General features: G+C 67.0%; 22 protein-coding genes. 11 read left to right on the top strand and 11 right to left on the bottom strand.

All coding sequences use genetic code 11. The features are described 5' to 3' along the window. Positions 1 to 378: 378 nt before the first annotated feature. Positions 379 to 597 (bottom strand): hypothetical protein, encoded by a 219-nt coding sequence (locus KHY18_RS26985; protein WP_249728938.1) that lies wholly within the window; start codon positions 595 to 597, stop codon positions 379 to 381. On the opposite strand from KHY18_RS26985, the gene KHY18_RS05255 reads away from it, so the two are divergent. The 4 genes from KHY18_RS05255 (at position 494) to KHY18_RS05240 (ending at position 5600) form a co-directional block, all read left to right on the top strand. Beyond that, positions 494 to 1399 carry a TRAP transporter substrate-binding protein gene (locus tag KHY18_RS05255; RefSeq protein WP_249728931.1) on the top strand — a complete coding sequence of 302 codons (906 nt, stop codon included), beginning with the start codon at positions 494 to 496 and terminating at the stop codon, positions 1397 to 1399. The genes KHY18_RS26985 and KHY18_RS05255 overlap by 104 nt on opposite strands. Before the next feature lie 154 nt (positions 1400 to 1553). Next, positions 1554 to 2081, top strand: coding sequence for a sigma-70 family RNA polymerase sigma factor (locus KHY18_RS05250; RefSeq protein WP_213295110.1), 528 nt, complete (start codon positions 1554 to 1556; stop codon positions 2079 to 2081). Further along, positions 2078 to 3043, top strand: coding sequence for a FecR domain-containing protein (locus KHY18_RS05245; protein WP_213295108.1), 966 nt, complete (start codon positions 2078 to 2080; stop codon positions 3041 to 3043). Before KHY18_RS05250 ends, KHY18_RS05245 begins: the two co-directional genes overlap by 4 nt. A gap of 91 nt (positions 3044 to 3134) precedes the next feature. Beyond that, positions 3135 to 5600: a TonB-dependent siderophore receptor gene (locus tag KHY18_RS05240; protein ID WP_213295106.1), complete on the top strand. Its 2466-nt coding sequence runs from the start codon at positions 3135 to 3137 to the stop codon at positions 5598 to 5600. Between the two features lie 119 nt (positions 5601 to 5719). Here KHY18_RS05240 and KHY18_RS05235 read toward each other — a convergent pair whose 3' ends face one another. The 5 genes from KHY18_RS05235 to KHY18_RS05215 form a co-directional block, all read right to left on the bottom strand. Next, entirely contained in the window at positions 5720 to 8083 is a 2364-nt protein-coding gene (locus KHY18_RS05235; protein ID WP_213295104.1) for a TonB-dependent siderophore receptor, read from the bottom strand. A 206-nt stretch (positions 8084 to 8289) separates the two neighbouring features. Further along, a complete protein-coding gene (locus KHY18_RS05230; RefSeq protein ID WP_213295101.1) occupies positions 8290 to 9306 on the bottom strand; it encodes a FecR domain-containing protein in 1017 nt (338 codons plus the stop codon). Positions 9307 to 9308: 2 nt separating this feature from the next. Then, positions 9309 to 9833, bottom strand: coding sequence for a sigma-70 family RNA polymerase sigma factor (locus KHY18_RS05225; protein ID WP_213295098.1), 525 nt, complete (start codon positions 9831 to 9833; stop codon positions 9309 to 9311). A 216-nt stretch (positions 9834 to 10049) separates the two neighbouring features. After that, entirely contained in the window at positions 10050 to 11552 is a 1503-nt protein-coding gene (locus KHY18_RS05220; protein WP_213295096.1) for a tripartite tricarboxylate transporter permease, read from the bottom strand. 11 nt (positions 11553 to 11563) lie between these two features. Then, entirely contained in the window at positions 11564 to 12034 is a 471-nt protein-coding gene (locus KHY18_RS05215) for a tripartite tricarboxylate transporter TctB family protein (protein ID WP_213295093.1), read from the bottom strand. 155 nt (positions 12035 to 12189) lie between these two features. Between KHY18_RS05215 and KHY18_RS05210 the strand changes: the two genes are divergently transcribed. Together KHY18_RS05210 and KHY18_RS05205 are read left to right on the top strand one after the other, a co-directional pair. Further along, positions 12190 to 12600, top strand: a complete 411-nt coding sequence (locus tag KHY18_RS05210; protein ID WP_213295090.1) for a MarR family winged helix-turn-helix transcriptional regulator — start codon at positions 12190 to 12192, stop codon at positions 12598 to 12600. Between the two features lie 91 nt (positions 12601 to 12691). Continuing rightward, a complete protein-coding gene (locus tag KHY18_RS05205) occupies positions 12692 to 13045 on the top strand; it encodes a DUF1428 domain-containing protein (RefSeq protein ID WP_213295088.1) in 354 nt (117 codons plus the stop codon). Between the two features lie 48 nt (positions 13046 to 13093). Here the strand turns inward: KHY18_RS05205 and KHY18_RS05200 are convergent, their stop codons facing one another. The 4 genes from KHY18_RS05200 to KHY18_RS05185 form a co-directional block, all read right to left on the bottom strand. Beyond that, positions 13094 to 13972: an alpha/beta fold hydrolase gene (locus tag KHY18_RS05200; protein ID WP_213295086.1), complete on the bottom strand. Its 879-nt coding sequence runs from the start codon at positions 13970 to 13972 to the stop codon at positions 13094 to 13096. Positions 13973 to 14006: 34 nt separating this feature from the next. After that, a complete protein-coding gene (locus KHY18_RS05195) occupies positions 14007 to 14996 on the bottom strand; it encodes a Bug family tripartite tricarboxylate transporter substrate binding protein (protein WP_213295083.1) in 990 nt (329 codons plus the stop codon). Between the two features lie 43 nt (positions 14997 to 15039). Continuing rightward, a complete protein-coding gene (locus KHY18_RS05190) occupies positions 15040 to 15471 on the bottom strand; it encodes a RidA family protein (RefSeq protein ID WP_213295081.1) in 432 nt (143 codons plus the stop codon). Between the two features lie 108 nt (positions 15472 to 15579). Beyond that, positions 15580 to 16563: a LysR family transcriptional regulator gene (locus KHY18_RS05185; RefSeq protein WP_213295080.1), complete on the bottom strand. Its 984-nt coding sequence runs from the start codon at positions 16561 to 16563 to the stop codon at positions 15580 to 15582. Between the two features lie 227 nt (positions 16564 to 16790). On the opposite strand from KHY18_RS05185, the gene KHY18_RS05180 reads away from it, so the two are divergent. The 5 genes from KHY18_RS05180 (at position 16791) to KHY18_RS05160 (ending at position 22931) form a co-directional block, all read left to right on the top strand. Then, the gene (locus KHY18_RS05180) at positions 16791 to 17780 is read left to right on the top strand and encodes an ABC transporter permease (protein WP_213295078.1); all 990 of its coding nucleotides are present in this window, start codon (positions 16791 to 16793) and stop codon (positions 17778 to 17780) included. A gap of 3 nt (positions 17781 to 17783) precedes the next feature. Beyond that, positions 17784 to 18602, top strand: coding sequence for an ABC transporter permease (locus KHY18_RS05175; protein ID WP_213295076.1), 819 nt, complete (start codon positions 17784 to 17786; stop codon positions 18600 to 18602). Between the two features lie 4 nt (positions 18603 to 18606). Next, a complete protein-coding gene (locus tag KHY18_RS05170; protein WP_213295073.1) occupies positions 18607 to 20070 on the top strand; it encodes an amidase in 1464 nt (487 codons plus the stop codon). A gap of 34 nt (positions 20071 to 20104) precedes the next feature. Beyond that, a complete protein-coding gene (locus KHY18_RS05165) occupies positions 20105 to 21700 on the top strand; it encodes an ABC transporter substrate-binding protein (protein ID WP_213295071.1) in 1596 nt (531 codons plus the stop codon). Between the two features lie 148 nt (positions 21701 to 21848). Continuing rightward, complete coding sequence (locus tag KHY18_RS05160) at positions 21849 to 22931, top strand: porin (protein ID WP_213295069.1); 1083 nt, start codon at positions 21849 to 21851, stop codon at positions 22929 to 22931. Between the two features lie 30 nt (positions 22932 to 22961). On the opposite strand, the gene KHY18_RS05155 is transcribed toward KHY18_RS05160, so the two are convergent. Then, on the bottom strand, positions 22962 to 24422 hold the full coding sequence (locus tag KHY18_RS05155) for an N-acyl-D-amino-acid deacylase family protein (RefSeq protein WP_213295068.1): 1461 nt from the start codon (positions 24420 to 24422) through the stop codon (positions 22962 to 22964). Positions 24423 to 24435 lie beyond the last annotated feature (13 nt).

Genomic DNA, 24435 nt, shown 5'->3' with positions numbered 1-24435 from the left:
AGGCCGTCAGATACCGCATGCGCGGAATCCAGCGCACCACGCTTGGGCGGAAAACGTGGCACATAACTTGCGTTTCTGGAAGTCTCGAATGCCGGGTGATTACCTATTGATTGTTGAACAATCAGTCTTCATGCTGAAACGCCTGCCGCGCGCAATGGTGCAGTGATCTGCTGACAGCGCAGGGGTGGGCACGGTGATCAATAGGCACTCCACCGCATCAGAAGGGGTCAGGCCAACGTTGCGCTTGAATGCGCACAAGCCTCTTCATATCAATGCGGCCATTTCGCGTACTTCGCCCACTGGTTTCCTAAGGCCATCATGCATGCACTCTTTCTTCGGCAAAAACGTCGTGTCTCATTGGCTGCATGCGGGCCCGCTTTAAATGCCAGAGGCTGACATGCATCCCAGAAACCCGCTCAGCCGCCGCAATTTCATGGAAATGGCCTGCGCTTCGGCGGGCATGGCCAGCTTGCCAGCCGTGGGGGCGCAACTGATGCGTTGTGCCACCGCATTCTCGGACGATGTATTCCATACCCGCAATCTGCACGCGTTCGTCAAGGCCTGGGAAGCCGAAACGAATGCCGAGTTCTCGGTCAAGGTCTACTCCAATTCATCGCTGCAGCCCATGGACAGGATTCTTCCCGCGCTGCAGGCCGGCGAAATCGAAATGGGCGAAGTGTTCATGTCGGCCTATGCCGAGAAATATCCGCTGCTCAATTTCGACGCCTTGCCATTTCTGGTGAGAAATTATGCGGACGCACGCCTGATGTGGAAAATCTCGCGCCCGGGCATAGAAAAAGCCATGGAGGAACAGGGATTGCGCGTTCTGTACGCCGTGCCCTGGCCCGCACAGCTGCTGTTGTCTGCCAACCGAATCAACCGTCTCGCCGATTTTTCTGGCCTGCGTTTGCGCGCCAATAACAGGACCAGCGCCAGGTTTGCGGAACTGAGCCGTGCCAAGCCCCTGTCCATATCGGCCACCGCATTGACAGATGCCGTGCGCGACAAGCAATTCGACTGCATGTTCACTTCAACGGTCACCGCCGTGGACTCGAAGTCGTGGAGCAATATGCGTTTTCTTTACGATCTCAACAGCTGGATTCCCAAGAACATGCTGTGCATGGGAAGCAAGACTTTCGCCCGGCTGAGCCCCAAGGCGAAGAAATCGCTTGCAGCCCTGGCAATCAAGGCCGAAAACGATGGCTGGAAATTGGCCGAGGCCGCAGACATTCAATCGCGCAAGGAACTGGCAAGCCACAACGTGGCATTCGAGCAGCCCAGTTTCGAGCTCAGACGCGACCTGGCGAAGCTGGGCGAGAAAATGAGTGTCGAATGGACGACAAAAGCCGGACTGGACGTGACGCTGCTGCTCTCGGACTATCTGCGGCAGCGAGCGTAAAGAGCGCCGCTGGGGCCCTGGGGCTGTGATCCCGCGGGCCGGCGCCCTGAACGACGCAAGCCAAAGAGAGCGCGCGAACGATACAATCAAATGATAATCATTCTTGTTTCGTATCAAGCAAGCTGTCTTTCCGTCACGCCGGTATCCGTCCATCATGTCTTCCGCCCCGAGCGCATCGCACCCCGGAATCACTGCCCTCTACACAGACCACCATCGCTGGCTGCATGGCTGGCTGCGCGGCAAGCTGGGCAATACCTTCGACGCGGCCGACCTGGCGCAGGACACCTTCATGCGCCTGCTCGATGCGCCCGACTCCACGCCCGAGAAGAAGGACGACTGGCAGTTGCGTGAGCCGCGCGCCTATCTCACGCTGATCGCCAAGCGGCTGATGGCCAATCTGTACCGGCGCCGATCGCTGGAGCAAGCCTATCTGGAAGCCTTGAGCCTGGTGCCAGAAACGCTGGCGCCATCGCCCGAGCAGCAGGCGATCATCCTGGAAACCTTGCACGAAGTGGACGCCATGCTCGACGGCCTGCCCCAGCCCGTGCGCACGGCATTTCTACTGGCCCAGCTCGAAGGCCTGGGCTACGCCGAGATCGCCCGGCGCATGGGGCTCAGCGAGCGCAGCATCAAACGCTACATGGCCCAGGCCATGGCGCGCTGCATCCTGCTCACGCCATGAGTGCCGAGCCATCTGCCGTGGTGAACGAGGCCGTGGCCCTGCAGGCGGCCGAATGGTTCTTTCTGCTGCAGTCGGGCGAAGCCACGGCGCAGGACCGCCAGCGCTGGGCGCAGTGGTGCGCGGCCCAGCCCGCGCATGCCACGGCCTGGCAGCGTGCCCAGCGCGTGGGCCAGACTTTCGGCGGCCTGCCGCCCGCGCTGGCCTTGCCGGTCCTGGCGCGCCCGGCGACCGTGCGCCGCCGCGCGGCCGCCAAGGCCATGGCCGTGCTGCTGATGAGCGCTCCCGCGGGCTGGATGGCGTGGCAGCACCGCCCGGGCCAGGCCGATTTCCGCACGGCCACGGGCGAGCGCCGCGAAGTAATGCTGGCCGACGGCAGCCGACTGCACCTCGACACGGCAAGCGCCGTGGATATCGATTTCGATGGCGCCATGCGCCTGATACGCCTGCGCTCCGGCGCCATTCATATCCAGACCGCACCCGACCGGCAGGCAGCGGCCCGGCCGTTCGTCGTCGCCACCGCGCACGGCCGCGTGCAGGCGCTGGGAACGCGCTTCTCGGTGCGCCAGGATTCCGACCACACGCTGGTGGCGGTGCAGGAGCACGCCGTCGAACTGCGGCCGGCGCAATCCACGGCACAGGTGACCCTGCTGCAGGCCGGCCAGCAGGCGCGCATGAACGCCACGCAGGCCAGTCCCGCGCAGGCGGCCAACCCCGACGCCGACAGCTGGACGCGCGGCATCCTGCGCGTGCGCGACATGCGCCTGCAGGACTTTGCCGCCGAACTGGGGCGCTACCGCCCGGGCATCCTGCGCTGCGATCCCGCCGTGGCCGACCTGCGCATTTCGGGCGCCTTCCAACTGGGCGACACCACGCCCGTGCTCGACAGTCTGCCCAAGGCGCTGCCGGTGGACGTGCTGTACCGCACGCGCTACTGGGTGACGCTGGTCGCGCCGGGCGGATGACTATTTTTCGCTGTCCCTGTCCCTTTTTTCTTTTTGGCGTGTGAAGCCTGTAGAGACCGACATTCACACACCTTGAGAGGGAAGGCATTCCATGGCTTCGTTGCATTCATCCACCCACCCGCTGCGCCGCCCGTCGCGCCCTGCCCTGACCCTGGCCGTGCACGGCGCACTGCTGGCCATGGCCTACGGCGGCGCCGCTGGCGCCCATGCGCAGTCGGCGCCGAACAGCACGGTGCTGGCCCAGGCGGATGCCCGCCAGGACTACCGCATCGCGGTAGGCCCGCTGGACGACGCGCTCGCGGACTTCGCGGCGCGCGCCGGGGTGAGCATCACCATGCCGCCCGCGCTGGTGCAGGGCAAGATCACCAGGGGCCTGCAGGGCGCCTACAGCGTGAGCGAAGGTTTTGCGCGCCTGCTTGCCGGCTCGGGACTGGAAGTGATCGGCGGCAATGGCGGCGTGTATGCGCTGCGGGCCACGCCGGTGGTCACGTCGGGCGCCGCGGGCGCGGCCTCGCTGGCCGAAGTCAGGGTCACGGCCGAAGCCGAGCGCAACGGCACGACCGAAGGCAGCAACAGCTACACCACGCGCAGCACGGCCGCGGCGACCGGCCTGGCGCTCGCGCCGCGCGAGACGCCGCAGTCGGTCAGCGTGCTGACGCGCCGCCAGATTGAAGACCAGAACCTCACCACCCTGGGCGAAGCGGTCAAGAACATCACGGGCATACGCGCCAGCAGCTCGGACAGCGACCGCACCGATCTGTATTCGCGCGGCTTCTACATCGACAACTACCAATACGACGGCGTGCCCACGGCCAACACCACCGACTTCTTCGGCGCCTCGATGTTCGACCCGGTGCTCTACGACCGCATCGAAGTCGTGCGCGGCGCCACCGGCCTGATGACGGGCGCAGGCAACCCCGGGGCGTCGTTGAACCTGGTGCGCAAGCGGGCCAGCAGCAAGGAGTTCTCCGGCACCATCTCCGCAGGCCTGGGCTCCTGGGACCGCCGGCGCGCCACGGTCGACCTGTCGGCGCCGCTCACCGATGACGGCCGCATTCGCGCCCGCGTGGTCGGCATGCGCGAGGAGCGCGATTCCCATCTGGACCGCTATCACACGAAGAATGAAGCGCTGCTGGCAACGGTCGAGGCCGACCTCACGCCTCGCACCAACCTGCGCCTGGGCATAGAGCACCAGGCCAAGCGCCCCACAGGCACGACCTGGGGCGGCCTGCCCATGGTGTTTACCGACGGTTCGGCAAGCCACTGGAATCGCTCGTTCAGCATTGGCACCGACTGGGCCTACTGGAACACCACCAGCAATACGGCCTATGCGGCGCTGGAGCATCAATTCGACAACGGCTGGGCGCTCAAAGCCAACCTGAGCCGCAACGAGAGCGATTACCAGTCCAAGCTGCTTTATTTGCTGCAGTTCCCCGACCGCAACACGGGCCTGGGCGTGGGCGCCTACCCGAACCGCTCGGAGCAGACGTTCGAACAGAACAGCGCCAGCCTGCAGGCCACCGGGCCGTTCGAATTGCTGGGGCGCACCCATGAAGCCGTCGTCGGGCTGACCAGCAACCGCTCGCGCTACGTCTACGGCAACTACGCCTACTCCAACGTGGCCCCCATCGGCAATCTCTTCGAATGGAACGGCTCCTATGCCGAGCCCACCTGGGGCGCGTTGCGCCATCTAGGCGACGACAGGACCACCCAGCAGGGACTGTACGCCGCAGCCCGTTTCCACCTGTCTGACGACATGAAGCTCATCGTCGGCGGACGCCAGAACCATTGGCGCACCACCGACATGACCGGGGCCGAACGCAAGCATGACCAGTTCACGCCCTATGCGGGCCTGGTCTACACGCTGAGCCCGCGCTACTCGGCCTACGCCAGCTACACCGACATCTTCCAGCCGCAGAACTACCGCGACGTGGGCGGGGGGCTGCTGGACCCGGTCAAGGGCAAGAGCTACGAGGCGGGCATCAAGGGCAGTTTCGCGGACGGCAAGCTCGACGCGTCGCTGGCAGTATTCCGCATCGCGCAGGACAACGTCGCGGTGCGCGATGGCGACAACCTCGTGCCCGGCGGTACGACCAGCGCCTACCGCGGCGCCAAGGGCGTGAGCAGCAAGGGCTTTGAAGCCCAGATCGCAGGCGAGATCGCCACGGGCTGGAGCGTCTCGGCCGGCTTCTCGCACACCATTGCAACCGATGCGAGCGGCCGCCGGCTGCAAACCCGGCGCCCCAACAATCAGCTGCAGTCGTTTACCTCCTATCGCCTGCCGGGCGCGTGGAGCCAGCTGACCCTGGGCGGCGGCGCGCAGTGGCAAAGCGGCTCCTACGCCACGGCCACCACCTCCACCGGCGTGGCCGCGCGCCGCGACCAGGGTTCGGTGCTGGTCGCCAGCCTGATGGCCAGCTACGCGTTCACGCCGCAGCTGACGGCCCAGCTGAACATCAACAACCTGTTCGACAAGACCTACTACGACTTCGCGGGCAGCCAGATCTACTACGTCACACCGCGCAATGCGATGCTGACGCTGAACTACAAGTTCTGAGGAAGCGGGATGCGCGGCGCGCGTATCAACAGCGACGGTCCTGGGCATTGCCGCCAGAGCTTGGCCAGGCAGGCGTGTGATTCACGCCGCTGCGGCCAAGCTGGCGGCTGTCCTATCACCTAGAAACGGTATTTCGCCGACACCATGAAGTTGCGCGGCGGGCCGTAGATCGCGATATTGCTCGCGATGGCCATCGCATAGCGCTTGTCGAAGGCGTTGTTGAGATGCGCGGTGATCGCGAGTTGCGGGCTCACTTCGTAGCGCGCCATGAGGTTGGCCTGCGCATGGCTGCTCTGGGTATAGGTCGTCAGCGGGTCGCCAGTCTTGCTTTCCCAGTGCACGCCTGCGCCCAGCGTGAGTTTGTTCCAATCGCCCGGCAACCGATAGCTGGTGAACAGCTTGAAGGTGTTGCGCGGAATGCGCGGCAGGATGCGACTGTCATTCTGGTCACGGGTTTCGCTGTAGTTGTAGCCTGCGCTCAACTGCCAGCCGGGCGCCAGCCGGCCGTTGACTTCGAGCTCTATGCCTTCGGTCGCGGCATGGGTCTCGGCGACATAGCTGAAGAGCGCGGCGTTCCAGACCGCCAGATTCTTCTGCTGGGTACGGAACAGCGACAGGCTGGAAGTCAGCGCGCCATCCTGGAAGCTGGCCTTGAGGCCCGCTTCGTAGCTCGAACCTTCCTCGGGGTCCATCTGTCCGCCCGTCGTGTACATCAGCGTGCCCGAGTCCTGCGGGCGGAAGATCTTGGTGTAGCTCGCATACAGGGAGTAGTTGTCGTTGAGTGCGTAGACCAGACCGGCGTACGGAATCAGCACGCTGTTTTCCTTGTCATGCGTATCCGTGGTGGTATTGGTTGCGTGGGTCACGGCACGGCGGTCACGCTGCCAATCCGTGACGCGGCCGCCAAGCAGCAGGTTCACGTTGTCGCTCAATTGCAGCCGGGAACTCAGATAGGCACCGTACTGGTATTCCTTGAGCGCCGTGCTGCCGCTCTGCGTGAAGCTGGGCTGCGGAACTTCATGGGCCCAGTTGAAGATATTGGTGATGTTCTGCCGCACCGTGGGGTAGCTCGGGCTGTCCTGCGTCAGGCGCGACAGCGTGAGGCCGGCGATCAGCTCATGCTGGCGTCCGAACAGCGAGAACGGTCCGGTGACATAGGCATCGAGGCTGGTCTGCTCGGTGGCCGCGTTGTACCTGGGCATCAGCGCATAGGCGCCGCTGCCCGTGGCCTGGTTCACCACGCCGCCCAGCGTGGCCATCACGCTGTCGTACCGGTAGCGTCCGTGGGTCAGTTCGGCCTTGGCGTTCCACCCCGAGTCGAAGCGGTGTTCGATCGCGCCGAAGGCGCTGTCCATCTGATGGTCGTAATAGGCCCAATCGGGTGGCGCGCCATCCGACAGCCGCGCGCCGGTCGACTGACCATTGGTATAGACGACGGGAAAGGTCCGTATCTGCGCATTGGTATTGCGCTGGATATGGCTCAGGCCTGCAGTCAGCAGCGTGCGCGGGCCGAGATCGATCTCGCCGATGCCGTACAGCACCGCATAGTCCTGGGCGTAGTTGTCGGTCCACGCGCCCTGGCGTTTGTAGTCTGCGACCAGGCGGCCGCGCACCGAACCGTCTTCGTTCAGCGCACGCGACATATCCAGCCCTGCGCCATGGCGCGACCAGTTGCCGGCTTCGGCGCTGACCGTCGCTTGCGGCTCCATGGTCGGACGCTTGCGAATCATGTTGATCGTCGCCGCAGGCGTGCCCAGGCCGCTCATCATGCCGGTCGCCCCCTTGACGACTTCGACGCGGTCGTAAATCACGGTGCTTTGCAGGTAATTGCTCATCAAGCTCGCGCTCGGAATGCCATCAACCTGGAAGTTGGTGATGCTCGCGCCGCGCGCCCAGATCTGCGGACCGTCGGCGCCGACATTGAACGGCTTGATGGTCACGCCAGATGTGGCTTCAAGCACGTCATTGAGGCTGACCAGTCCCTGGTCGTCCATGCGCTGGCGCGTGATCACGGTGATGGGCTGGGGCGTCTCCTGCGGCGTCAGGTTCAGCCGTGTCGAGCTGCTGGTCGAGAAGGTGGTGTACGAGCCCGTGCCTTCGGTGGTCGATCCCGGCGCCTTGCCCGACACCGTGACGGTCTGCAGCGACACCGCGCTGGCGGGCTCGGCCGTCACTTCATAGGCGGTGCGCAGGCCGTAGCTGCCGTCGTTCTGCCGGAAAGCTTCGAGCCCGGTCCTGGCGAGCACCGCGGCAAAACCTGCCGTCACGCCATAGTTGCCGTTCAGGCCCGCGCTGCTCTTGCCGCTGGTCAGGCTGCCCGATGCGCCCAGCAGCACGCCGGCCTCTTCGGCAAAGCGGTTGAGCACGGCATTGAGCGAGCCCGCGGGAATGTTGTATTGCCGGGCCTGCTCGGCCTGCTGGGCCTGGGCCATGGGAGTCCACAGCGCCGCGCCGAGCACGGCCGCGGAGAAAGTCAGGTGCACGGCAAGCGCAATGGGGCGCACGGCGCTGGCTGGAGCGTGAGAGCTGGCGGAATGGCCCCGGGAGATGGGACGGGGGGACGGATGGCGACGCGACATGGTGGTTCCCAGATGATTGAAAGTGGCAAGGCGACCAGACCGGTCTGGTCGCCTCTTACCCACTGAACCGGGCGAGAACGCAAAAGGGGAACCGCGGGCCCGAATTTTTTCTAGCGCGCCTCGACCGTGGTCCACCACGGCAGCGTGCGGCGCACGCGTATGGGCAGGTTCTGCTCGAGCATCGCCAGCGCGCGCTCCGTGTCGTCGGTGGGATAGACGCCCATGACCTTGATCTGCGCGACGTCCGCCGCGACGCTGATGTGGCCGTGCCGGTAGCGCGCGAGTTCCGCGAGCAGATCGCCCAGCGCCATGTCGTCGGCCGGCAGACGCCCCTTGTGCCAGGCTTCGCGCACGCGGTCGGCGGCGCCCGGCGGCGTCACGCCATCGCTGTCGAAGCGCGCGGACTGGCCCGCGGCGATGCGCAGCATCTGGCCGGCGGCGGTGCGTATCTCGACCACGCCGTCGAACACATCGAGCCGCGTCTGCTGCTCGGCCTGCTGCACCGTGAAGCGCGTGCCCAGGGCCTGCAGCCGGCCAAAGGACGTGTGTACATAGAAAGGCCGTTCCTGGCCGTCCGCGGCGGTCTGCACCAGGATCTCGCCGTCCAGCAGCACCAGGCGGCGCAGCCCTTCCTGGTAGTCGACCTGCAGCGCGGTCGCGGTGTTGAGCCAGATGCGCGAGCCATCGTTCAGCACCACTTCGCGCCGCTCGCCTGTGCCCGTGTGGTGGTCCGAGCGCAGCGCGGCAACGAGTTGCGGCGCGGGCGTGTGGCGCCAGCCCAGCCAGCCCGCGACGCCCAGACCCAGCACGCTGGCCAGGCCCTTGATCAGGCGACGGCGGCCCTGCGTTGCGCGCCGCGCCGCATCGACGCCGGCCGCGGCCGCGAGCGCGCCGCCCGCCTGGCCGGCACGCAGCGGATCGAAGCGGCGGCTCACGGCATCGATGTGCTGCCAGGCCTGGGCGTTTTCCGCCGAGGCGTCGAGCCAGGCGCGCCAGGCGCTGCGGTCCTTCGCGCAGACCGCGTCATCGAGCAGGGTCGCATACCACTGCGCGGCCTGCTCCAGGCTTTGCACGCTGGCCTTGCGCGCGGCGCCGGGCTGCGGCGCCACCAGATCATCGGCGCGCATGTTCAGGCCAGGCCCGCGTCGATCAGCGCGCACTGCAGCATGGCCTGGGCGATGTACTTCTTGACCATGCGCTCGGACACATTCAGGTGGCCGGCGATCTCACGGTAGGGAAGGCCTTCGACCTGGGCCATGACGAAGGCCGTCGCGGCCTTGTGCGGCAGCCGGCCGAGCATGCGCCCGACTTCGAGCAGGCTCTCGATGACGATGGCCTGGTGCTCCAGCGACGGCACGAAGGCCTGGGGCTGGGCGGCCAGCGCCTCGAGCCAGGCTTTCTCGACTTCGCGGTGGCGCCACAGATCGATGCACAGCCCGTTGCCTATGGAGCGCAGATAGCCGCGCGCCTCGGCCACGCTGTCGAAGCGCGGAAAAGCCGATCGGCCCAGCAGCCGCACGAACGCATCCTGCGCCAGATCGGCGGCATCGGCGGCATTGCCCAGCCGGCGTTGCAGCCAGCCCTGGAGCCAGCCGTGGTGGTCGCAGTAGAGGGTTTGCAGGGCGGGAGAAATGGCGGAATCAGAAGCGCTCATGGGCAAGGCATGGCCGGGAACAGAAACACTTGTTCAGGTTGCCGGATGTTTCAAATGAGAATCATTGCCAATTATGCCAGCATGCCATTCAGACCCGGCCGCGCCATTCTTGCCGTTGGCCAGACATTGAAAAAGCGCCCCAGATGCGAGTCACCTGGGGCGCTTTTTGCCAAACTGAAGACGCGAGGTGAAAGGCCCCGGCGCCTTCCTCTTTCATCACTCTTCCTGGAAAGCCTCCTCGCGGCTCTTCTTCACCGCCGGCAGCGCGACCAGGGCCAGCAAGCCCACGGTGGCGATCAGCAGGCCCAGCGAAATCGGGCGTTCGACGAAGGTGCCGAAGCTGCCGCGCGAGAGCAGCAGTGCGCGCCGCAGGTTCTCCTCCATCATCGGCCCCAGCACGAAGCCCAGCAGCAGGGGCGCGGGTTCCATGCCGAAGCGCGCAAACAGATACCCCGCCACGCCCAGCGCGGCCGTCATGAAGACGTCGAAGGTGTTGTTGTTGATGGAATAGACACCGATGCAGCAGAAGACCAGGATAGCGGGATAGAGCAGACGGTAAGGCACCTTGAGCAGCTTCACCCACAGTCCCACCAGCGGCAGGTTCAGCACGATCAGCACGGCGTTGCCTATCCACATCGAGGCGATCAGGCCCCAGAACAATTCGGGGTTGCTGGTCATCACCTGCGGCCCGGGCTGGATGTTGTGGATGGTCATGGCGCCCACCATCAGGGCCATGACCACATTCGACGGAATGCCCAAGGTCAGCAGCGGAACGAACGAAGTCTGTGCGCCCGCATTGTTGGCGGCTTCGGGGCCGGCAACGCCTTCGATGGCGCCATGACCGAACTCCTCGCTGCGGCGCGAAAGCTTCTTCTCCAGCGTATAGGAAGCAAACGCCGACAGCGTTGCGCCGCCGCCAGGCAGCATGCCCAGCACCGCGCCCAGCGTCGTGCCGCGCAGCGCAGCGGGAATGAAGCGGCGGAAGTCCTCCTTGGTGGGAAACAGATGGGTCACGTTGTTGGTGAACGTTTCGCGGTGTTCGCGCTGCTCCACGTTGGCGATGATTTCCGCGAAACCGAAGATGCCCATTGCCAGGGCCACGAAGTTGATGCCGTCGGTCAGCTCGGGCACATCGAAGGCGTAGCGGGCGGTGCCCGAGTTGACGTCGGTGCCGACCAGACCCAGGATCAGGCCCAGCAGGATCATGCCTATGGCCTTGAGCAGCGAGCCCGAGGCCAGCACCACGGCGCCGACCAGGCCCAGCACCATCAGCGAGAAGTACTCCGCCGGGCCGAACTTGAAGGCCAGCTCAGACATGGGCACGGCAAACGCCGCCAGCACCAGCGTGGCAATACAGCCCGCGATGAAGGAGCTGATGCCGGCCGTGGCCAGCGCCGCCCCGGCCCGGCCCTTGCGCGCCATCTGGTAGCCATCGATCGCGGTCACTACCGACGAGGACTCACCCGGCAGATTCACCAGGATGGCCGTGGTCGAGCCGCCATACTGCGCGCCGTAGTAGATGCCGGCCAGCATGATCAGCGCCGAGACCGGCGGCAGCGTGTAGGTGATGGGCAGCAGCATTGCGATGGTCGTCGACGGACCCAGCCCGGGCAGCACGCCGATCAGGGTGCCCAGCAGGCAGCCGATCAGCGAGTACATCAGATTCTGAAAGCTGAGCGCGGTCTCGAATCCCAGCGCCAGATTGGATAGCAGTTCCATGTGGTTCTCCTTCAGCCCAGGAATTCCGGCCACAGGCCGATGCTCAGGTGGATGCCCTCGACGAACACCCCGATGCTGAAAAGCGTCAGCAAGACGGAATTGATCAAGGCCGCGCGCCAGGTGAATTCATGGCTGGCGCGGCTGGAAACCACCACCAGCACGACCAGGGCGATCACCAGCCCCGCGGGCTGGAGCAGCAATCCGAACAGCACCACCGCGCCCAGCACCCAGGCCAGGCTGCGCAGATCGGGCCGCTTCACGGTCTCGGGTGCGGCATGGGGCCGGACCGACTGGGCCACGACCAGGATGCCGATCAGCACCAGCAGCAGGCCCACACACAGCGGAAACCAGCCAGGCCCCATGCGCGAGGCATCTCCCACGCGGTAGCCCAGCGCGCCCAGGCTGAAGCCGGCGCCGGCCAGCAGATAGATGCAGCCAGCGCCAAAATCCTTTTCATTACGAATTCGTAATCTTGATTTCACGTTTGTCTCCTTTGAATTGAAGTAGATAACGCGGCGATTTATATCATCATGTGATGTATTTGCATCACGTTATGACATATCAGGCTAAAGGGAGATTGCCCTGCTGGCGTGTACAGTTCTCGGGTTTTCCAAGTTCCCGGGACGGGCATAACAACATGAAGAAACTCGACAAACCGCAGCTGGAGCGCCTCTCGCAATTCCGATATCAGTTACGGCGTTTTCTGCGCTTCAGCGAAGACGCGGCGCTGGAAGCCGGACTGACGCTGCTGCAATACCAATTGCTGCTGCATACGCAGGGCATCGAGGGCAGAAACTGGGCCAGCATCGGCGAACTGGCCGAAAGGCTGCAGGCCAAGCCGCATGGCGTGGTGGCCTTGGTGACCCGTTGCGAGGCCGCCGGCCTCGTCACCCGCAAGGGCAATGCCACCGATGGGCGCATCGTGGAAGTGCACCTGACGCCGCTGGGCAGCCAATGCCTGCAGCAAGTGGCTCTGCGCCACGAATCGGAGCTGAGCAACCTGGCGCGAATCCTGGTGCAGGCCAGTCCGACTGCACGCGAGAAGTAGCCGCGGCCTGCGCCCGGCCAGATGCGGTTTTTTACAACATCGTTCGGGCGTCTCTGCGAGCATGGACCTCTTGTTCACCAGGAGGCTCACCATGAAATACGTGGATGGATTCGTGGTGGCGGTGCCCGCCGCCAACAAACAGCAGTATCTCGACATGGCCACGCGCGCCGCCCAGGTCTTCAAGGACTATGGCGCGACGCGCGTGGTCGAATGCTGGGGCGACGATGTGCCCGACGGCAAGCTGACCGACTTTCGCGGCGCGGTCAAGGCCGTGGAGGGCGAGATCGTGGTGTTCTCGTGGATCGAATACCCGTCGCGCGAAGTGCGCGACCGGGTCAACCAGGAAGCCATGAAGGACCCGCGCCTGGCCGGCATGGAAAAGCAGATGCCGTTCGACGGCAAGCGCATGATCTTTGGCGGTTTCATGCCCATACTGGACGCCTGAACGGCGCGCGTTTCCGCGCCATTTAGCCGCCAATGGCAGACGGCCCGATCAAGCCGCAGGCGCTATGGCCGAGGCCGTGCTGTGCCGGTCCAGCGCGTCAACGACGGCCTTGGCGGTGAAGGCCGGGTTGTCGCCCCAGATCGAATGGCCGGCGTTGGGCACGTCGACGATGCGCACGCCCTGGAATTCCTGCTGGAGGCGTTCGACGGTCGAGGCAATCAACACGTCGCTGTCGGCGCCGCGCAGGATCACCGTGGGCGCGCGCACTGCGCGCACCGCGTCCCACATGTCGCGCGCCGCGCAGCGCAGCGTCTCGATCGCGGCGTCGCGTTCGTAGCGCCACTCGAGCCGGCCCGAAGGCGTGGCGCGCAGGTCGCCGGCCAGGGTGCGGCGGTGCACTTCGTCGGTGAAGCGCAGGCGCTGGGGCAGCGTCTTGGAAAAGGCCACGGCCTCCTCGATGTCGGCGAACTCGCGCGGCCGCGTGATGTGGGCCTGCACCATGTGCTCGGAAGCCGCGGTCGGCATCTCGAAGCTCAGGTCGAGCAAGGCCATGGTGTCGACGCGTTCGGGATGGCGCGCCGCGTACAGCAGCGCCACGCGCGAGCCCAGCGACGAGCCGACCAGGCTCACGCGCTCGTAGCCCATGCGGTCTATGAAGGCCGCGAGGTCGTCGCAATAGTGCTCGACGCCGTACTGGCCCGTGCCCACGCGCTGCGAGTCGCCGTGCGAGCGCTGGTCCAGGCCGATCAGCCGGTACTCGGGGCCCAGCGCTTCGGCGAGCCAGTACCAGACCTTGCCGTGCAGCGAAGTGCCGTGCAGCGCGATCACGACGCGCGGGCCGTCGCCCCATTGTTCGTAGTGCAGGCGCAGGCCATTGGCTTGCACGAAGCCGTCTGCATGGTGGTCGAGTATCGATGCTTGGGTCATTGTTCTGGGGTTTCAGGAGTGGTGGTGGACCGGCTCAGTCGAGCTGGATCTTGGCGCGCTGGGCATCGGCCTTCCAGGCCTCGATCTCCTGCGCGAGCAGCTTGGCGACGTCCTGCGAAGGCATGAAAACCGGCGTGAAGCCGAGCTTGGCGATGTCGGCGCGGAACGCGGGATCGGCGGCCTGGGCCTGCACGGCCGCGCTCAACTGGGCGACGATGGCCGGCGGCGTGGCGCCGGGCGCGAACAGCCCGACCCAGGTGCCGCGCTCGAAGGGAATGCCCGCTTCGCCCAGCGTGGGCACGTCGGGGAAAGTCACATGGCGCGTGGGGCTGGCGGTGGCGAGGATGCGCAGCTTGCCCGACTGCACATGCGGCGCGGCCGAGAACGCATCGACGACGGCGAAGTCCAGCAGGCCGCCCGCGAGATCAGCCACTGCGGGCGCCGCGCCGCGGTAGGGAATATGGCGCAGGGGAATGCCCAGCGCCGAGCCCACGACTTCGCCCGTGAGATGGCCGAACGTCGCCTGGCCGCCGCTGCCGAAGCTCAGATCGCCCTTGCGCGCGGCAAGCGCACGCAAATCCTTGATGGTGCGCGCGGGGCTGTCGGCGGGCACGGCGATCACCAGGCCGCCTTGCGCGAAGACCGCGATGGGCACCAGATCGCGCAACGCGTTATAGGGCAGATTGGCGCGCACCGCGGGCTGCACCGACAGCGTGGCCGCGATGCCCAGCACCAGCGTATAGCCGTCGGCCGGACTCTTGACCACGGCGTCGATGCCGATCGCGCCACCCGCGCCGGCCTTGTTGTCGATCACGATGCTGGTGCCCAGCGGCTTGGTCAGCGCATCGGCCAGGCGCCGCCCGGCCGAATCGACCGAACCGCCGGGCGCCGTGGGCACGACCAGCTTGATGGTGCGCGATGGGTAGGGAGCGAGCGCGTGCGCCGATGCCGAGAAGGCGAAAGGCGCTGCGCCCAGGGCCGCCAGGCGTACGAGGGTGGCGCGCCGATTCACTGCATCTGCCATCTGATTTCCTTTGAGTGTGTTCTGTTCGCTGGCCGGGGCGGGCTCAAGCTGCGGGCGGGCGCGCGGCCGTGACTTCGACTTCGAGCCGATAGGCCGGATGAAACAGCGCGCGCACCACCAGGCCCGTCGATGCGGGGCGCGCCGCGCCCAGATAGCGCGCGCGCACCCGGGCATGGGCAGGCGCATCGGCGGGGTCGACGAGATAGGTCACGACGCGGCAGATATGGCGGCAGTCGAGGCCCACCGCGGCCAGCGCAATCGCTATGCGTTCCCACACGCGTTCGGCCTGGGCCTCGAAGCCTTCGGGCACGCTGCCGTCTTCGAGAATGGGGGTCTGGCCCGAGAGAAAGACCAGCGACGCGCCCGCGGGAATTTCCAGCACCTGCGCATACGCACCCAGTGGCGCGCCCAGCGCGGGCGGGTTGTGGGTGGCGAAGGGCAGATCGTCGACGGCAGAGGTGGGAGTGGCTGGCATGGTTCCGAAGCAAGGGTGGTGCTTGTCTTCAGAATAGGCAGAAACCGCGCATCGATCCAATCGAAAGAGTTGTTCAGGTGCTCCGCTTTTTGCATCACCCGCGCGGCATCAGCCGAGCGCGAGTTCCTCTTCGGCGGGCAGGCCCATGCGTTCGGCCACCTCGCGCAGGGCGCGCAGCACGATGGCCGTCGCCGGCGGCAGCGCACCGTCGTCGCGCACCGCGATCACATGCGGGCCCAGCGGATTGCTCAGCGCAATGGGCAGCACGCACAGCTGGCCGCGCGCCGCGTAGTCCTGGGCGATGGTCTTCTGCATAAAGTTGAGAAAGCCGTGGCGCTCGACCAACATCAGATTGGCGACCAGCGGCGTCGACGACTCTATGGTGTTGGCCGGCAGCCGCCCCGCGTGGATCAGGAACAGCGCATGCACATGCGCGTGCAGCAGCCCGCTCGCATGCGGCATCACCCAGGGCTCGTCGATCAGATCGCCCAGCTTGAGCGTGCGCGCGCCCGCGAACCGGTGGTCGGGGCCGGCGACCAGCACATAGTCTTCGTCGAACAGCACTGTCTGGTCCAGCCCGTTGGCGTCGGCCTTGGGCGTGATCTGGCGGCACAGCGCGATGTCGAGGCTGCCTTCGCGCACGCGCTCGACCAGCGGCTTTTGCGGCAGCTGTTCGAGCGAAATGCGCAGCAGCGGAAACTGGCGTTTGACTTCGGCGATCGCCAGCGGCAGCAGGCCGGCCGCGGGCGGCAGCAGCGAGCCTATGCGCACCTGGCCCTGCGCGCCCGAGCGCAGCGCCTGGATGTCGGCATGGGCCTGCTGCACGTCGAACAGCACGCGGCGCGCGTGTTTGATCAGCGCGTGGCCGTAGACGGTGGGCGTCATGCCCGCATGCGAACGGTCGAACAGCTGCACGCCGAAGGCCGACTCCAGCTCGGCCATCGCGCGCGTGGCCGCGGGCTGCGTGAGGTGGGTCTGGGCCGCGGCCTTGCGCAGCGACTGCGATTCGCCCAGCGCGTCGAGCAGCACCAGCTGGCGGAACTTGAGCCGGAACGGCAGCGTGGCAATGGAGGGGGGAGAAAGGGAAGCCAACGGAAACCTTCGATGCGCGGGCCCTTGACTCTAGGGCGCGCGCGCTCCGGCGCCAAGAAAGCAATACGCATTTGCTCATGCGGCGCGCAAATATGGCCAGGCGATCACAAAGTCGCATCGCGTGATCCGTTCCTTCGATCACGGCGTTTGGGGCCCCCGCTCCTAGAATGAATTCGCCCCCTTTTGTCCCCCGATCCGGCGCGTTCCGCCATCGTTTCAAAGCGCCCATGTCCCAAGCTTCTTCCAGAGCTTCGTCCCGACTTCGCCGCATCGCGGCCCAGGCATTGCCCACCGCCATCGGCATCGTCATCCTCAATTTCTGCCTGCTGCAACTCGTTCCCGGCGACGCCGTCGACGTGCTCGCCGCCGAGGCCGGCAGCGCCACGGCCGAGACCATGGCCCAGCTGCGCGCAAGCCTGGGGCTGGACCAGTCGTTCTTCGCGCAGCTGGGCCAATACCTCTGGCGGCTCGCGCACTTCGACCTGGGCCAGTCGTCGCGCTACCACGCGCCCGTGGCCGAGCTGATCCTCTCGCGCCTGCCCGGCACGCTGCTGCTGATGGTGGTGGCGCTGGCCATCGCGGTGCTGGTGGGCGTGGCGACCGGCGTGCTGATGTCGGTCTGGGCCGGGCGCTGGCCCGACCAGCTGCTGTCGGTGGCTGCGATGCTGCTGCACGCCATGCCGGGCTTCTGGGTCGCGCTGATGATCGTCGTGATCTTCTCGGTGCACCTGGGCTGGTTTCCCAGCGGCGGCAACGCCACGCTGGGCGCCGATCTGCAGGGCCTGGCCTGGTGGCGCGACCGCGCGCTGCACCTCACGCTGCCCGCGCTGTCGCTGTCGACGTTCTTCGTCTCGATCTACGCGCGGCTCACGCGCGCCGCGATGCTCGAAGTCAATCGCCAGGACTTCGTGCGCACCGCCACGGCCAAGGGGCTGTCGCCGCTGGCGATACAGCTGCGCCATGTGCTGCGCAACGCGCTCATTCCGGTCACCACGGTCATGGGCCTGCACCTGGGCAACCTGCTGGGCGGCTCGGTGGTCATAGAGACCGTGTTCGGCTGGCCCGGCATGGGCAGCCTGGCGCTAGAAGCCATGCTCGCGCGCGACTATCCCGTCCTGCTGGGCGTGCTGCTGCTGGGCTCCTTCGTGGTGATCGCGGCCAACGCGCTCATCGACCTGCTGCACGCGTGGATAGATCCGCGCATCCAAGGGGCCTGAGCCATGCCACTGCTGCGCAACTTCCTGGCGCTGACCGGCGCCGCCCTGCTGCTTTTGTTCGCGGCGATCGCGCTGGCCGCGGGCTGGCTCTATCCGGGCGATCCGCTCGACATGGTGGCCGCGCCGCTGCTGTGGCCGGGCGAAGACATGGCGTTTCCGCTGGGCACCGACCCCATGGGGCGCGATCTCGCTGCCGGCCTGGCGCACGGCGCGCGCGCCTCGCTCGCCGTGGGCTTCTACGCGGCCTTCGTCGGCGTGGCCATAGGCACGCTGGTGGGCGCGGCCGGCGGCTACTTCGGCGGCTGGCTCGACGAGGTGCTGACGCGGCTCACCGAACTGTTCCAGACCATTCCGACCATGCTGCTGGCCATCGTGATCATCGCCATCGCCAGCCCGTCGACGGAAACCGTGGCGCTGGCCATAGGCCTGGCCTCGTGGCCGACGATTGCGCGGCTGGTGCGCGCGCAGTTCCGCGCGCTGCGCGAAGCCGACTTCGTGACCGCGGCGCGCAGCGTGGGCTATGGCGATCTGCGCATCATCTTCGGCGAGATCCTGCCCAACGCGCTGCCGCCCATCGTCGTCACCACGTCGGTGATGGTGGCCAGCGCCATCCTGCTCGAATCGGCGCTGTCGTTCCTGGGCATGAGCGACCCCGACAAGATGAGCTGGGGAACCATGATCGGCAACGGCCGCGAGATGCTGCGTACCGCCTGGTACCTGAGCGCCCTGCCCGGCGCCGCGATCTCGCTGGTGGTGCTCGCGCTCAACCTGCTGGGCGACGGCCTCAACGACCACTTCAACCCGCGGCTGCGCCAGCGCTGAAGCCATGACACAGCACCACGACAAGGACATCACGCTCTGGTCCGCCCAAGCCTTGCTCGCCGCCTACGCCGCGCGCACGCTGTCGCCGGTCGAAGTCGTCGAGAAGACTTTCGATCGCATAGACGCGCTCGACGGCGCGCTGCGCATGTTCACCTGGACCGATCGCGCCGCGGCGCTGGCCCAGGCGCGCACGGCGGAAGCCGCATGGCGCAACGGCACGGCAGGCGCGCTGGGCGGCGTGACCTTCTCGGTCAAGGACACGCTGGCCGTGGGCGGCGTGCCCCAGACCTTCGGCTCGGCGCTGTTTCGCGACCATGTGCCGGCCGCCGACAACCCCGTGGTCGCGCGCCTGCGCCAGGCCGGCGCGGTGTTCCTGGGCATGACCAACATGCCCGAGTTCGGCCAGCGCCCGACCAATGAGAACGCGCTGTACGGCACGGGCCGCAATCCCTGGAACCCGGCGCACACGCCCGGGGGGTCGAGCGGCGGCAGCGCCGCGGCCGTGGCTGTGGGCGCGGGAGCGATCTCCATAGGCACGGACGCCGGCGGCTCGGTGCGCGCGCCCGCGGCCTGCTGCGGCGTCGTGGGCTTCAAGGCCACGCATGGCCTGGTGCCGCATACCGAACTCGCCGACGGCTTCTCGTCGCTGGTGCAGATAGGCCCGCTGGCGCGCAGCGTGGCCGATATCGCCGCGACGCTGGACGTGATCGCGGGCCGGCATGCCGACGATCCCTGGTCGGCCAGCGTGCCGCCCCAGCAGCTGGGCGCGAGCCTGCGCGAGGGTGCCGGCCTGCAGGGACTGCGCCTGGGCTGGCTGCCCTTCATGGGCAAGGGCGACGGCGCCGAAGGGCTGGACGCCGAAGTGCGCGCGCTGTGCGAGCAGGCGCTGCAGCGCCTTGCGGGCCTGGGCGCCGAAGTCGCGACGCGCCACGCCGATCTCAGTGCGTCCAGCCCCATCCTCGCGGCGATCGCCGGGCCTTACAACCACCACAAGTTCGCCGAACAGCTGGAACGCGCGCCCGAAGGCTTTCCGCCGGGCTTTCGCGCGCGGCTCGAGGCCGCGGGCCGCATGACGCGCCAGCAATTGCAGCAGGGCCTGGTCGATCGCACGCAGTACTTCCGCACGTTGCAGGCGCTGTTCGAGACGTCCGATGTGCTGGTCACGCCCACGCTGTCGGCGCCGGCCGTGCTGGCCCAGGCCGATCCCACGGCGCCGCTGGTCATCGACGGCCGGGCCTGGGGGCCGCTGCGCACCGCCTGGATACACCACTGCCACCCGTTCAACGTGAGCGGCCACCCGGCTATCACCGTGCCGGCAGGCTGGACGCGCGCCGGCCTGCCCGTGGGCATCCAGTTCATAGGCCCCTGGTACGGCGAGGCGCTGATCCTGCGCGCCGCGGCCGCGCTCGAGGCGCTCGCGCCCTGGGCGCAGCGCCGCCCGCCGGTGCTGAACGCCCTGCCCGCCTGATTCCCTTTTCTTTCACGCATCTGATGGAGCACGCATGCCGACTGGCGCCACTTTCCGTTTTCTCTCCCGGCAACTTGCCGTGCTGGGCGCCGCCGCCGTTCTGGCCGGCACGGCCGCCGCGGCCCTGCCGCAGCGCGGCGGCACGCTCACGCTGATAGGCGCCGAGCCGCCGGCGCTGATCTCGCTGACCAACATCACGGTGGGCGCGCGCGACATCAGCGCCAAGGTCACCGAAGGCCTGCTGCGCTTCGACGACGACTTCGTCGCCCGGCCGCTGCTGGCCACGCGCTGGACGGTGTCGGCCGACGGCAAGCGCTATACCTTCACGCTGCGCCAGGGCGTCAAATGGCATGACGGCCAGCCGTTCGGCGCGGCCGACGTCGCCTATTCGATACAGGAACTCAAGCGCCTGAATCCGCGCGCGCGCTCGACTTTCGCCAACGTGGAGCGTGTCGAGACGCCCGATGCCCACACTGCGGTGATCGTGCTGTCGGCGCCCGCGCCCTATCTGCTGCGCACGCTGTCCGCGTCCGAGTCGCCCATCGTGCCCAAGCATGTCTACGAGCGCGGCGAGACGGCGGTCGCGCAGAACGCGAGCGCTCCCATAGGCACGGGCCCGTTCCGCTTCAAGCAATGGGTGCGCGGCTCGTACGCGGAGTTCGAACGCAATCCGGACTACTGGGACAGCGGCAAGCCCTACCTCGACCGCATCATCTACCGCTTCTCGGCCGACCCCGCGGCGATTGCCGCGGCGCTGGAAACCGGCGCCGCCGACTTCAGCACCGCAGTCTCGCTGGCCGACATCGCGCGCCTCAAGAAGAACCCCAAACTGCAGGCCCAGGCCCTGCCCAGCAACTACCTCAACAACATCGCCGCCGTCGAGTTCAATCTCGGCAACGAATTCTTCGCGCAGGCGCCGGTGCGCCGCGCGGTCGCGCATGCGATCAACATCGAGTTGCTCAACAAGGTGGCCTACCACCAGTACGCGCAGCCGCTGGCCTCGCCCATTCCCGCCACGCTCGCGCCTTTCCATGACCCGGCGCTCAAGGGCTATGCGCACGACATCGCGGCCGCCAATGCGCTGCTCGACCAGGCCGGCTTCAAGCGCGGCAGCGACGGCAGGCGTTTCGCGGTCACGCTCGACTACTTTCCCACGCCCACACTCAAGCAGGTGGCCGAATACGTGAAGGCCGCGCTGTCGCGCGTGGGCATACACGTGACGGTGCGCAGCCAGGACCTGGGCGGCTTCGTGCAGCGCGTCTACACGCGCCGCGACTTCGATTTCGAGATCAACGGCGTGGGCGCGCTGTTCGACCCCACGGTGGGCGTGCAGCGCCTCTACGCGTCGCGCGACGCGGGCAAGGGCATTCCCTTCGTCAACGCCGCGGGCTACCGCAACGCCGAAGTCGATGCATTGCTGGCGCAGGCGGCCGTCGAGCCCGACGAAGCCAAGCGTGTCGCGCAATTCCGACAGTTCCAGAAGATCGTGATGCACGAGCTGCCGCTGCTGCCGCTGGTCGCCGTGCCGCGCGGCAACGTCTGGAACCAGCGCGTGCAAGGCCTGCTGCAGGGCGTCGAAGGCTCGGCGGGCAGCTTCGGCGAGGCCTGGCTCGCACCGGCCGCAAGGTGATCCGAAAGCTGCATCGCGTGATGGCGAGTTTCGATTATTCGAGATCGCTGCGCGTCCCTAGACTTGTTTTCAACGTCGTTCCAGGGGCTGCTGAATCCCCGGCGAACACGCCGCAAGACACCATTCAACAGACGAGGGGACGAAGACGATGAACAGCAAGCATGCAAGCACGGCGCTGGCGCTGATCGCGGCCATGGCCACCATGGCCGCCGCGACCCAGGCCGCAGCCCAGGAAAGCAAGGCCGGATCGCAGGTGACGGTGTACGGCGCGGTCGACATGGGCTTCGAGTTCGCGAAGAACGGCAGCAACAGCGTGAACCGGCTCAGCTCGGGCCTGAACACCGTCTCGCGCCTGGGCTTTCGCGGCAGCGAAGACCTGGGCGGCGGCCTGCGCGCCAACTTCCGGCTCGAGGCCGGCCTCAACGCCGATGACGGCACGCAGAACAACGCGACCAAGTTCTTCAGCCGCTGGAACCAGGTGGGTCTTTCGGGCTCCTGGGGCGCAATCGACCTGGGCCGCATGTGGTCGCCGACCTTCGTGGTCGGCCTGACTTCCGACCCGCTGGCGCGCAACCGCACTTCGCTGGGCTGGAACATGTTCCTCGCCCAGACCAGCAACACGACCACGGCCTTCACGCCCGGCTTCACCGACAACTCGCTGCGCTACACCTCGCCGCGCATAGGCGGCGTCTGGGGCGAGCTGATGTACTCGGCAGGCGAAGCCGCGGGCAGCGCGGCGTCGGGCCGCGGCCTGGGCCTGAACCTGCAATATGCGAGCGGCCCGGTCTACCTGGGCTACGGCTACCAGCGCAACAACAGCGGCACGGCCGCCGCGCCCGTGGCCCACCCCGAGGCCAGCGTCTCGCACTTCGTGGGCGCGACCTACAAGCTGGGCGACGTCACGCTGTACGGCACGTTCAACCGCAACACGGCCGATGCCGCGACCATTCCCGACAGCACCAACGCCATGGCCTCGGTGCGCTGGAACGTGGGCGGCCCGCATGTGCTGATCGCGCAGCTGGCGCAGCGCCGGGTCAGCGGCGTCGATGCGCGCGCACGCGGCGTGCAGCTGGGCTACGACTATGTACTGTCCAAGCGCACGCGCCTTTATGCGCGCTTCGCGCGCGTGAACAACGAAGGCCTGTCGCGCGTCACGCTCAACGGCCTGGCCTCGCAGGCCCCGGGCGCCGACGCCTCGTTCACCGGACTGGGGGTCTCGCACGTCTTCTGACGCGCGCCGGCCGGCCCGGCTCACCGAAGTTCAGGCGGCGGCGTCCGCGGGCTTGCGCGCCAGCACCTTGCCCGTGCGCGTATGCCGGTGCACGCCCGAACGGTAGGCCACAGCGCCATTGACGATCACCGCCTCTATGCCTTGCGCGGGCCTGGTCGGATGGTCGTAATCGGCCAGGTCCTGCACGGTGGCCGGGTCGAAGATGGTGATGTCCGCATGGAAGTCGCGGGCCACCTGTCCGCGCTGTTCCAGCCCGAACACTTCGGCCGTCAGGCCGGTCATCTTCCAGACCGCGGTCTCGAGCGGAAACAGCTGAACGTCGCGGCTGTAGCGGCCCAGCACGCGCGCAAACGTGCCCCACAGCCGCGGATGCGGGCGCTCGCCCGCGGGCACGCCATCGGAGCCGATCATGGTGCGCTCGAACGCCAGGATGCGCTGCACGTCTTCCTCGTCCATGCTGTAGTAGATGGCGCTCGCCGGCTGCAGGCGCTTCGATGCCTCGACGCGCGACACGCCCCATTCGTCGGCGATGTCCTGCAGATCACGCCCCGCGAAATGCGGATAGGGCTCGCACGACGCGAGCGTCACGCGCCCCTGCAGGCGCTCCTCGTCCAGGTGCAGCATGGTGGAACTCGCGGTGTACGGATAGCAGTCGAGATTCACGCACTGGCGCTGCATTTCCTCCTCGATGCGGCGCAGCGTGACCGTCGACTTGCCGAAGTTGGCCTTGCGCATCAGCTTGTGGTGCGACAGCAGAATGGGCGTCGAAACCTCATGGCCTATGCGAAAGGTTTCCTCCAGCGATTCAAGGCATCTGTCGGCTTCGTTGCGGATATGGGAAACGTAGAGCGCGCGGCGCGCCGCGAGCGGGCGCGAGACTTCGGTGACTTCCTGCTCCGTCGCGGCCGCGGCCGGCGGATAGTAGGTGCCCGTCGACATGCCGACCGCGCCCGCCGCCAGCGCCTCCTCCAGCAAGGCCTTCATGGCCTCGACTTCGTCGGGCGTGGCCGCGCGCTCCAGGTCGTCCATGACGATGGTGCGGAAGTTGGTATGCCCGACCATGGGCACCACGTTGACAGCCGAAGGGCTGGCGCGCAGCGCGTCGAGGTAGGCGCCGAACGTCGTGAAGCGCTCGTTGCCCGCATCCAGCAGGTTCAGCGGCGAAGGCAGGGCCGTGCCGGCGCGCAGCGGCGCGATGCTGATGCCGCAGTTGCCCGTCACCACCGTAGTCACGCCCTGCGAGACCTTGAACGGCAGGTCGGGCTGCGACAGCAGCGCCTGGTCGTCGTGCGTGTGCGAGTCGATGAAGCCCGGCGCGACGACCAGCCCCGTGGCATCGATTTCCGTGGCCGCGGTGTGTTGGCTGAAGTCGCCTATGCCGACGATGCGCTCGCCGCGGATGGCGACATCGGCCGTGTACCTGGGCCTCTTGGTGCCGTCGATGATGGCGCCGCCGCGAATGAGGATGTCGAAGGAAGTTTCGTTGTGCATGGTTGCTGCCTTG

This window comes from Acidovorax sp. CCYZU-2555 (genome assembly GCF_018413525.1).
Taxonomy (GTDB): domain Bacteria; phylum Pseudomonadota; class Gammaproteobacteria; order Burkholderiales; family Burkholderiaceae_C; genus Comamonas.
The sequence above is the reverse complement of the archived record's forward strand: the minus strand, read 5'-3'. Positions and strand labels throughout refer to the sequence as shown.

Bases quoted from the DNA above. Each gene is read 5' to 3' on its own strand.
- KHY18_RS05205 (WP_213295088.1), top strand. From the start codon at position 12,692: ATGAAATACGTGGATGGATTCGTGGTGGCGGTGCCCGCCGCCAACAAA.
- KHY18_RS05175 (WP_213295076.1), top strand. From the start codon at position 17,784: ATGCCACTGCTGCGCAACTTCCTGGCGCTGACCGGCGCCGCCCTGCTG.
- KHY18_RS05165 (WP_213295071.1), top strand. From the start codon at position 20,105: ATGCCGACTGGCGCCACTTTCCGTTTTCTCTCCCGGCAACTTGCCGTG.
- KHY18_RS05255 (WP_249728931.1), top strand. From the start codon at position 494: ATGCGTTGTGCCACCGCATTCTCGGACGATGTATTCCATACCCGCAAT.
- KHY18_RS05180 (WP_213295078.1), top strand. From the start codon at position 16,791: ATGTCCCAAGCTTCTTCCAGAGCTTCGTCCCGACTTCGCCGCATCGCG.
- KHY18_RS05200 (WP_213295086.1), bottom strand. From the start codon at position 13,972: ATGACCCAAGCATCGATACTCGACCACCATGCAGACGGCTTCGTGCAA.
- KHY18_RS05220 (WP_213295096.1), bottom strand. From the start codon at position 11,552: ATGGAACTGCTATCCAATCTGGCGCTGGGATTCGAGACCGCGCTCAGC.
- KHY18_RS05190 (WP_213295081.1), bottom strand. From the start codon at position 15,471: ATGCCAGCCACTCCCACCTCTGCCGTCGACGATCTGCCCTTCGCCACC.
- KHY18_RS05195 (WP_213295083.1), bottom strand. From the start codon at position 14,996: ATGGCAGATGCAGTGAATCGGCGCGCCACCCTCGTACGCCTGGCGGCC.
- KHY18_RS05250 (WP_213295110.1), top strand. From the start codon at position 1,554: ATGTCTTCCGCCCCGAGCGCATCGCACCCCGGAATCACTGCCCTCTAC.
- KHY18_RS05160 (WP_213295069.1), top strand. From the start codon at position 21,849: ATGAACAGCAAGCATGCAAGCACGGCGCTGGCGCTGATCGCGGCCATG.
- KHY18_RS05155 (WP_213295068.1), bottom strand. From the start codon at position 24,422: ATGCACAACGAAACTTCCTTCGACATCCTCATTCGCGGCGGCGCCATC.
- KHY18_RS05210 (WP_213295090.1), top strand. From the start codon at position 12,190: ATGAAGAAACTCGACAAACCGCAGCTGGAGCGCCTCTCGCAATTCCGA.
- KHY18_RS05245 (WP_213295108.1), top strand. From the start codon at position 2,078: ATGAGTGCCGAGCCATCTGCCGTGGTGAACGAGGCCGTGGCCCTGCAG.
- KHY18_RS05230 (WP_213295101.1), bottom strand. From the start codon at position 9,306: ATGCGCGCCGATGATCTGGTGGCGCCGCAGCCCGGCGCCGCGCGCAAG.
- KHY18_RS05240 (WP_213295106.1), top strand. From the start codon at position 3,135: ATGGCTTCGTTGCATTCATCCACCCACCCGCTGCGCCGCCCGTCGCGC.
- KHY18_RS05225 (WP_213295098.1), bottom strand. From the start codon at position 9,833: ATGAGCGCTTCTGATTCCGCCATTTCTCCCGCCCTGCAAACCCTCTAC.
- KHY18_RS05170 (WP_213295073.1), top strand. From the start codon at position 18,607: ATGACACAGCACCACGACAAGGACATCACGCTCTGGTCCGCCCAAGCC.